Here is a 9,595-nt window from a genome sequence, read left to right on the forward strand (position 1 = left end):
TAAATTAATGAAAATTAACAACTTATTAATAAAAAAACCTTCTTCTAATGACCATCAAGTATCAATTTTTTACACTATATTTTTCTGTCAAGAGTAATATAAGAACTATCTTAATCAATTCGGTTGCTTTATAATCGCGAACCAACCGTAAAACAAATTATTGTTTTTTTATTAAAAATCAATAATTTATCAAAAACATCCATTAAGGATTCTGCCAAATGTATCTTCGTATTCATAATGATCTGGGTTTGAGTATAGAAATTATATAAATGGTTATAGTGAGTTCATGAGAACAGAAAATATAGTGTCTATATCTGAATCTAAAAAGTAGTTAAAAAAGTAGCTAGAAAATCTTATGGTTTAACAAGAGAAAAAGCCAAAGAATTTCTATGAATACTCGAAACGCTTACATGATGAAATATCCAAGTACATCAGAAGCATAGGCTCTATTTTTTTTTAAAAAAATATTTCTAAATCTTAAATACACCTTATACTGTTGAGTTGATTTGAGTTCTACAGGAGGTGGTGATTCCTAATTTTTTACCAAAAAATTTTCAAATTTTAGATTGCGATTATGCTGGGGCTAAAACCGATGAAGATCGGCATATCCTTACTATGATGGCTAAAGATTTTGAAGATTATATGTTTATAGTGGAGTGTTTTCTAAACCATTCCACTAGCCATTTGGGAAGGATGTTCTCAATGATTATCCAAGGCATGTGATGGAAGCACATGGACTAGCGCATGTTCATATCTTTGATGCGGAAGCTATGACAGATGAAGCTATCGAAGAATGGGATAAAAATAATTTTCCTCGTAGGTTCATCAGGCGCCGAGGAACAAGTGACTTATGTATGGTTTATACATTAGGTTCAGAGGGAACAGTTTTATTGTTAGCTTTTTTGCTCCCACCAGCGCATGAAAAGCACGATGATTGTGATTACATCAATACATTGATTCGTGCCGCTAATGATTTTTTCCAAATACAGGATAATGGAGAGTATGTTTTACCAAGAAGTAAAATCCTAGATATTCTAGCTGCTTGATAAAATTACGATCATTTCTATTCTTAAGGTAGGTACACATCTACCTATTTTTTTTGCTCATTTAACATAAAATCTCTTATGCGAAGTTCAAATGTTAGACCTCACTTCATGTAATCACCATTATGTTAAATAATAATGATTTTAGTTGATTATTCATCCTTATAGCTTTTGAAAACTTGCAGAACTTTTCTTAATTTGAATCTTGTTGCCAAGGGTGTCTAGCTAAGCTAAGGCAGGTATTTGTTGTAGTCGGGCCGCTATAACAGGATGAAGAGTACCTGTATGTTTAATCTAAATATTTTTAATAAGATTTCTACTGAAGTCTTAACCTATAAGAATGCCCTTGAACTGAATTCAGAGAATCAATTAATCATAAAATATAAGACTTCCAGTTCTGATGACTATAAAAAAGCTATTGTCTTGGTACTAAAAGAGCGAGGATATAGTAGGTTGGAAATAGGCCAGTTACTTGAGAGTTAATTCTTAAAATTTTCTAAAATTAACATAATACACGTTATGTGAAAGGCCCTGTTTATGAGCCTTTCATTCGTCTGTCTAACATAAAATCTCTTATACGAAGTTCAAAAAAATAGCCCCATACCGATATTGGATAAGAGCTTTGTGGAAAAAATAGAGTGAATTTAATAAAAAATGAAACCCTCTAATTCTTATTTTATTTTTTTTCTAACTAAGAATTAGAGGGTTAATTTTTTTTCCCTCTGGAGTTTTATAGTTATTGTTATAAGACTTATTAGATCACTTATTGATCAAACAATCACCCCTAATACCCCAAAACCGATCACTAACTTATGGATAAGTGTGATGGAAATCACAAAATTAATCAGATCTAAAAATCAGAAAATTAAACTATTTATGAAGAGCGAATTGCTCTTTTAATTTTCTGATCAGTCTTATATTGCGACAAAGCATATACTGCCCAGATGGCAGCCGGGATCCAACCTAAAACTGTAATCTGAAGTACCAAACAAATGATGCCTGCAAATGGTCGTCCTATCGTGAAAAACAGCAGCCAAGGAAAAATCAAAGCAATCAACAATCTCATTTCACATTCCTATTTATCTTTTCAACAGATCAATAATTAAATATCGGCAGATCAAACAGCTTACGATCTCTTTCATCCGTTAAATATTTATCCATCTGCATAATCAATTTTGCCCGAGCCTGTTCATCCTCTTCGGTGATTTTTAGCATGCAGGATCCGATTAAAATTTTACGTCTGGTATCATCCTTTCGTGCCTGCTCTTTCTCTTTGGCACGTTCTCTTGCCAATGCTGCCTGTCTTTGAGCTTTAAGCTGCTTCAGCTTTTCTTCCTGAGCCTTGATTTTGCTGTCTAGTGTTTCAGTAACGCTCATTAATCCAATACCATCATCCTGGGAAACCATCCCTAACATAAGCGCACTTGAATATGCATTCAAGGTGCTATATGTATAGTAATGTTTTCCTCGAAGAGTGCACTTATGCAAACTTCGTTTGCAAGTCCGATTGGGGTCCCCCCAATACCCCGACAACCGTATCCACGGTTGTATTTCACTACGTGAAAATTTAAAAGCGAAAAACAGGCATGGCGATTTACCACTTTTCAGTCAAAACCGTAGCACGATCTGCAGGGCGTTCCGCCACTGCTGCAATCGCCTATCGTGCAGGTGAAAAGATTTATTGTGAACGTGAAGGCCGGGAACATGATTACAGCCGAAAAACCGGTGTGGAACATAAAGAGATTTATTTACCCGAAGGCGCACCAGAGCATTTAAAAAACCGGGAAAGACTCTGGAACGAAGTTGAACAACGGGAAACCCGAAAAAATTCTACAGTCGCCCGGGAATTCGAAATTGCCTTTCCCAGTGAATTGAACCAGGAACAACGCCTGGCCATGCTCGAAGATCTATGTTCTAGCATTGTAGACAGACACCAGGTGGCGGTTGATGCATGTATCCATGCACCGCATACCGGATCCGGCAGCGATGAACGCAATTATCACGCGCATATCCTGATGAGCACACGCAAACTCACGCCAGAAGGCTTCACGGATAAAACCCGGGAACTGGACCAAAAACACAGTGGAGAAATCGAGCACTGGCGCGAGCACTTTGCCGAGATCTGCAATATGCACCTGGATATGGCCGGATCCACCGCCCGAGTTAATCACCGCAGCTACAAAGATCAGGAGAATGGTCTGGAAGCGACGCTGCACGAAGGACCGAAAGTCACCGAGCTACGCAGACAAGGCATCGAAACCGAAATCAGCCGAAGCAATGATGAAATCAAACACAGAAATCAGGCTCAGCTGCAATACGGCAAAAATATGGACATGCTGATTGCTGAAAATGAGATAGAACTCAGCAAACAGAAAAAAGAACAGCAGATTCAAATCGAACATAGCGCTAAAACGCCACCAATTGACGAAAAAGCCGTGTTTGAGGAAAAACAGAGGGAAACCCTCGTTCAACTGCTCAAAGGCCAAATTAGCGCAAAAGACGCGAATCTAGACCTGGATTTCATGCAGCGTAATCTTAAACAAGCCGAAATAACCCTGATCAATCAGCACAAACATCAAAACGAGTTCAATCAGCAGCTTGCCCAGGAGATCGTAAAAAGCGGACTCAAGCAAAGTCATGACAAATTGCAAAGTCTGGTGGATCAACACAACGAATTAACCCAGAACAAGCCCTTGCTGTTTGGCAAAAAAGCCTGGGAAGCACAACGTGACGCGATTTACCAGGAACACAAAAAACTAAAAGGCCAACATGAGCATCAGAAAAAACATGGTGTGAAGGAATTACTGCAAAACGATGCTTTCCAGGAACATGCCTGGAAGAAATACCAAAAGCAGCATCCGGAGAAAGCCAAGCAATACCAGACCCTCTACCAGTCCTACAAGGTCATTAAAAAATGTGTGGACGAGATCAAAACCGAACAGCAGATGAAACTTAGACAAGAACAGCTCAAAGCACAGCAACATGCGCCTAAAATGAAATCTCGTGGCATGAGTCGATAAACAGAGCGAGTGTCTACGAGCGAACTGAGAAAATTTGCCCATCCCTTTCCCTGATTACAAGCTCCCTATCCATACATCACCTGCATAGCAGAGCATCCCGCATGGGTGCGAACTTTCCAAATTGGCTTCCCAAACTGAGCGAAGCGAGTAAAAAAGCTTATGAGCGAAGCGAATTCCGATCTGCTTTTTATCTTGCTTTTGCTTTTTTCAAAGTCACGGAAATATTAACCAAAAATTGCCCCGACGAATCGAGCGAAAGCGAGATTCAATAGAGTTTGAGCGAAGCGAAAACCAAGGGCAATTTTTCATTCCCTGGGCTTTTAATTATTTTTAAGCTTTTAAATGCTTTTAGATAGCCTGTAAGGCTGAATTTATAAGGCTTTTAGAGATTATAAAACGAGGTTTACCTTGCATTAAAACGAGGTTTACCTTGCATTAAAACGAGGTTTACCTTGCATTAAAACGAGGTCTACCTTGCATTAAGCGAGTTAATATTATAACCTCGTCTTATTGACTTAAAAATATAAATTTTTCATATGAAAACCGAACTAATTGTCAAAGATAACGCTTTAATTAATGCTAGTTATAACCTTGATCTAGTAGAACAACGATTAATTCTTTTAGCTATCGTTGAGGCCAGGGAATCAGGTAAAGGGATCAATGCTAATGATCCATTAACAGTTCATGCTGAAAGTTATATCAATCAATTTGGTGTACATCGAAATACTGCTTATCAAGCCTTGAAAGATGCTTGCGATGACCTATTTGCAAGACAATTCAGTTATCAAAGCCTTAGTGAAAAAGGTAATGTTATTAATCACAAATCAAGATGGGTAAGCGAGGTTGCTTATATTGATAATGAGGCTGTCGTTAGACTTATTTTTGCTCCCGCTATTGTGCCTTTAATAACTAGGCTAGAAGAACAATTTACAAAGTATGAGATACAGCAAATAAGCAATTTAACGAGTGCTTATGCTGTTCGTTTATATGAAATATTGATTGCTTGGCGTAGTACGGGAAAAACGCCTCTTATAACTATCTACGATTTCAGACAAAAAATAGGTGTACTCGAAACTGAATACAAAAGGATGTACGATTTTAAGAAATATGTTTTGGACATTGCATTAAAACAAGTAAATGAACATACCGATATTAATGTCAAAGTTGAACAACATAAAACCGGTAGATCCATTACAGGTTTTTCATTTAGCTTCAAACAGAAAAAGTCAGCAATAAATACAGCCAACGACATTGGTCAGGACAAAGAGTTAAAAATCAATTTGACACATGCACAACGATATTTATTTGCTAGTAAATTATCAGAACTTCCTGAGATGGCTAAACTTTCACAAGGTAATGAAAGCTATGAACAGTTTGCTGCACGGATTGTAACCATGCTACAAGAGCCAAATAAATTAAAAGAACTTATGCCATTACTTCGAAAAGTCGGCTTTCAATAAATGATGTCAATTGACATAGTAAAGTTAACAATCAACTATTAACACTATTTGAAAACTGGTTTACATAATGAAAAAACTGTCAGTTTCAGAACTAGCAAAACTATATGGATATTCTAGACAGGCTGTCTATGCTCATATAAAGAAAGGGAATTTATCAAAAGGATCTGATGGTTTAATTGACTTCACAGAGGCTTTGAGAGTTTTTGGAGAACCACAAAAAAACAACTCTACTGTCAACCAAAGTCAATCAACTAATAGTCAAAACTTGACAGAAGTTGACTCGCTAAAACGTCAAGTTGACATACTGGAAAAACAATTAAATCAGGCAATACAGAGAGAAAATCAATCATTAGAACGTGAATCGTTTTATCAAGAACAGATTGAGGCCATGCAGCGCTTACTGGAAGCTCCAAAAGCCAATATGACTACGTTTACCGATCATAAATCTAAACAGGATATAGCAACAGATTCTCGGTCACAGACTGAATCGAACTATGACGGATTGACTACCTCTCGACAAGACAATAAACGTATCCCTGTCCCTGAACACGTTGAGCCAGAACCTAAAAAAAGAGGCTTCCTGAGCCGTTTTTTCCTTCCCTATGGTTAGCCAGGACTCCAATTTTTTGATGAGCCAATTTCAGTGCAAGCACCTGAAATAATGACTCCTCAAAAAACCGGATGATGTTTATTAAAACTGAATAAACTCGTGGAACATTGTTTATTTATTGAGCGTGAAACATGAAAAAGCCATAAAAAAGCCCACCTTGGGGAAGATGGGCTATCAACTAGAAACTACAGCATTGATTTCTAATGAAAATTATAACACGTTTCGTATAAGGTGTATTATGTTAATTTTAGGCATATTTAAGAATTTCACTCTAAGTCATTTGCTCAACATTTTTTGATTTTTTATCATTTAAGGTAATCAGAAATAGCCAATAACATAAGCCAGGGAATAGAGCCATAAGAACAGTCCATGTATTGGTATACATCTTCCACCATTCTTTTGAAATTTCTCCTGTATGGCTCCATCCAAAAAGAATAAAAAATGGTGCAGCAATAATTAGAGCACTAATACAGATGGTTAGCAGGTTAAGGATGCTATAACGATTTAAAAGAATTGAGAACATGAAGCTGAAAGGCACAGTCAAAATACAATAAGCTAAGTAAACAAGCCCATGCCCTACAAAAACCACAAAAATTGAATAGAGGCTATATTCATGATTCATTATGATAAAGAGCAATGCAGCAAAGAAAAGTAATGGTAATGGAGCAAGTAGTAGGGCTTTTACTATTCTTTCTTTTGAGTATTTCATTAGCTTAATTCTCTTATTTACTCAATAATTATTACTACTATACCTACTTTAGCAAAGAGCTTTGAATCTCCATTTAACATAATGGTAGTTATGCGAAACTAGTATAGTAGGCTTTACGCGGAATTCTTAGCATATTCATCTTTTGTCTTATATCTTTGTTTTTTACCTATCGGTAAAATATATTCATAACCTATAGAGAAAAAAGTAGGTAATTAAGAAAAAAATTACAGCGATTTATAAGCCTTATAGTTCCGGGAGAGACTATAAGGCTTTTTCTTTATCTTAAAATTCATATATCTATACTATTTTGATAAACAAAAGCATGGCTGAAAGCCATGCTCTGGGAATTCGTATAAGGTGTATTATGTTAATTTTAGGGGAACTTAATTTTAGTTACAGATTTCCCCCAACCAAACGTTCAACTTCTTTTCCAAGAGCAAAAATTTCCTTAGAGTTAATAGCTACACCAATGTTATTTGGTATCTGAGTAATTGGTACTGGAATATTTGAAGTTGGTGCGGTAACAATCTGTATTTGACCTGATGCAGTATGCATTGCTCCAGCATAATGAATACCTAAAAGGCGGATACGAGAGGCCCCCATGTAGGTATTGCCTTTATTGTCCATATATCCCCCAATATTTGCTAAAAAAACAGGAGAGCCGCTAGACCCTGGAAAACTAGCAATATCTGTTAAAAATTCAGACTTACCATTCCAAGAAACATTAGGATGCGTTGCAGTGATACCTTTTCGTATAACAGGAAGATTGTTTTTTGCATCCCAAATTCCATTTGGGTAACCAATCATTACTATATCTTCCATAGATGAATAGGACTCACGCTCCTCATCTTTTGGAATTAGATCTGTCTGGAGGGGTATATAAAAAAGCTTTTGCCCAGATTGTTGCAGTTGATTTAGTAATGGTCCTATTAAAAAAGCTGCAAGATCAATATTTGGATCGGGATGTTTTATACACTGTTGCTCAAATTGCCCGAATTGAAATTGTTGATGTTTGCCAGTATCAGGAAGCCCATCATCCTTAGCAACTGTTACATGAAATCGACCAACATTAGCGTTAGCAACTACGTGCTTATTAGTAACAATTACAGGAATACAAGTATCTTCTTTTTGGAGAAAATTCATATAAAAGCCTGTACCAGTAGATATCCCACCACCATGAAGATCTGTCTCAATTCTCACTGTACTATGAGTGAGTTTTTCCATTATGCCTAAGCTCATTTTTAATCCTTACAAGTAACAGTTGTATAGTGTAGCAGTCCCTATTTAACATAATGGTGATTATACGCAATACACTTGTATATTAATATAAATATCAATTACTTAAAAATTTCACCCTGATCGTAAAATGCACAAAAATTGGCTTTTGTAATAAGTTGGTGAGTTTTTAAGCATATCTGTAACATTTTGCCAGTAAAATTGGTTAAAAAACGATCAATTTGGCAATCAGTGCCCATTTCATACGGATCCAAGTTCCAAAACTATCCCCAATTGCTGGGGATAAAATTTAGGCTATTTTGTACGCTTTGGCTCACATCAATCTCTACTCTTTGCTGCTATCCGGAATACTGGAATTTTCCTATTATGAACTCATCGAGAACAGGAAGTTCCATATAAGAATAACAATAGATAAGCACAAGGACTGTAAGGTACGACAGGAGTTATACCGAGCGAACCAATACGAAAAACCCCAGCAGGATGCCGGGGTTTTTTTATTGTTTAAAATCTATTGATAATTAGTAATATATAAATTTTAGATTTACTGAATTAAACCAATGAAATTATCTGACTTCTCTACTCAACGTCTTGGCGAATATATAGCTGGAGATCTAGAAGGCTGGCCATATAGACGTGGTGTCGATCTTGTAGAATTCTTCAATAAAATGGGGTTTAGAGAAACCTATGGGCAAGGTTTTCCAAGCCGTGCCATTTATGCAAAAGGAAAAGTTTCTGAACTGAATGGTAAGCCTAAACTAAAAGATGCCATTCGAGAAATGCTTGACCCTAGGCTTTGGATTGATCTTACGTCTAAGGGGCATTCAGTAGAAATCTGCGCTGCTCAAGTAAATGAAATTTTAAATTATGACGGCTATGAAGTAGTTAGAGATGGAAATTTTTACAAAGTACGAGAGTTAGCTGGAACTATTATTGAGATTGAGCAGCGATTTGAAAAATCTGAAGAACTTAGTGAACTTCTTATAGAAGAACAAATCCAAAAATGTAAGGCTAAAATTGAGGCCGAAGATTACTCAGGGGCCATAACTAATGCACGCAGCTTAATTGAAGCAGTATGTGTGAAAATTGAAGCTGAGTTAGATCCTAATGCTAAAGGAAATGATGGAGACCTAGTTAAGATTTTTAATCGAGTAAGAAAGCTATTAAATCTAGAACCAAGCAGACAGGATATTTCTGACTCAATTAAACAGGTTTTGTCAGGGTTATCCAATATAATTAATGGTCTTGCGACTATGAGAAATAAAATGTCTGATGCACATGGTGTAACGTATAAACCAAGTAGACACCATGCAAAGCTAGCAGTAAATTCAGCGAAAACACTTGCAGATTTCTTATTTGATACAATGAGCTATCAGATAGAAAATGGTAATCTTAAAAAGAAATAATTTACCCTTAGTTTTTATAGAAAAAGCCCAATAAATGATGGGCTTTTGGAGTGCTCCCAGTATCGTAGACACAAGAGAGCCTAATTTTTTAGTTTCATATAGCACCTAGTAACA

9 protein-coding genes and 1 pseudogene are annotated in these 9,595 nt (G+C 36.4%); 6 read left to right on the top strand and 4 right to left on the bottom strand.

The genetic code is table 11. The annotated features are described in order from the left end of the window. Positions 1 to 695 precede the first annotated feature (695 nt). Together ACO1B7_RS15255 and ACO1B7_RS15260 are read left to right on the top strand one after the other, a co-directional pair. Positions 696 to 1,046 (top strand): annotated as a pseudogene (locus ACO1B7_RS15255) (hypothetical protein); the annotation flags it as partial. Positions 1,047 to 1,328: 282 nt separating this feature from the next. Beyond that, positions 1,329 to 1,526 (top strand): hypothetical protein, encoded by a 198-nt coding sequence (locus tag ACO1B7_RS15260; RefSeq protein ID WP_108091252.1) that lies wholly within the window; start codon positions 1,329 to 1,331, stop codon positions 1,524 to 1,526. A gap of 391 nt (positions 1,527 to 1,917) precedes the next feature. Here ACO1B7_RS15260 and ACO1B7_RS15265 read toward each other — a convergent pair whose 3' ends face one another. Both ACO1B7_RS15265 and ACO1B7_RS15270 read right to left on the bottom strand, forming a co-directional pair. Continuing rightward, a complete protein-coding gene (locus ACO1B7_RS15265) occupies positions 1,918 to 2,109 on the bottom strand; it encodes a YqaE/Pmp3 family membrane protein (RefSeq protein ID WP_032073103.1) in 192 nt (63 codons plus the stop codon). A gap of 29 nt (positions 2,110 to 2,138) precedes the next feature. Further along, entirely contained in the window at positions 2,139 to 2,420 is a 282-nt protein-coding gene (locus tag ACO1B7_RS15270; RefSeq protein WP_423090345.1) for a mobilization protein, read from the bottom strand. 209 nt (positions 2,421 to 2,629) lie between these two features. Between ACO1B7_RS15270 and mobQ the strand changes: the two genes are divergently transcribed. From mobQ to ACO1B7_RS15285, 3 genes are all read left to right on the top strand, one after another. Beyond that, positions 2,630 to 4,063, top strand: coding sequence for a MobQ family relaxase (gene mobQ / locus ACO1B7_RS15275; protein ID WP_423090346.1), 1,434 nt, complete (start codon positions 2,630 to 2,632; stop codon positions 4,061 to 4,063). Between the two features lie 536 nt (positions 4,064 to 4,599). Beyond that, entirely contained in the window at positions 4,600 to 5,523 is a 924-nt protein-coding gene (gene repM / locus ACO1B7_RS15280) for a replication initiation protein RepM (protein ID WP_423090347.1), read from the top strand. Positions 5,524 to 5,590: 67 nt separating this feature from the next. After that, entirely contained in the window at positions 5,591 to 6,133 is a 543-nt protein-coding gene (locus ACO1B7_RS15285) for a plasmid replication DNA-binding protein (RefSeq protein ID WP_423090348.1), read from the top strand. A 271-nt stretch (positions 6,134 to 6,404) separates the two neighbouring features. Here ACO1B7_RS15285 and ACO1B7_RS15290 read toward each other — a convergent pair whose 3' ends face one another. Together ACO1B7_RS15290 and ACO1B7_RS15295 are read right to left on the bottom strand one after the other, a co-directional pair. Continuing rightward, positions 6,405 to 6,842, bottom strand: coding sequence for a hypothetical protein (locus ACO1B7_RS15290; RefSeq protein WP_423090349.1), 438 nt, complete (start codon positions 6,840 to 6,842; stop codon positions 6,405 to 6,407). A gap of 393 nt (positions 6,843 to 7,235) precedes the next feature. After that, entirely contained in the window at positions 7,236 to 8,081 is an 846-nt protein-coding gene (locus ACO1B7_RS15295) for a S1 family peptidase (protein ID WP_423090352.1), read from the bottom strand. A 554-nt stretch (positions 8,082 to 8,635) separates the two neighbouring features. Between ACO1B7_RS15295 and ACO1B7_RS15300 the strand changes: the two genes are divergently transcribed. Beyond that, positions 8,636 to 9,481 (top strand): abortive infection family protein, encoded by an 846-nt coding sequence (locus tag ACO1B7_RS15300; protein ID WP_108091257.1) that lies wholly within the window; start codon positions 8,636 to 8,638, stop codon positions 9,479 to 9,481. The last annotated feature ends 114 nt before the right edge of the window (positions 9,482 to 9,595 follow it).

It is taken from the genome of Acinetobacter lwoffii (assembly GCF_049367455.1).
Taxonomy (GTDB): domain Bacteria; phylum Pseudomonadota; class Gammaproteobacteria; order Pseudomonadales; family Moraxellaceae; genus Acinetobacter; species Acinetobacter lwoffii_W.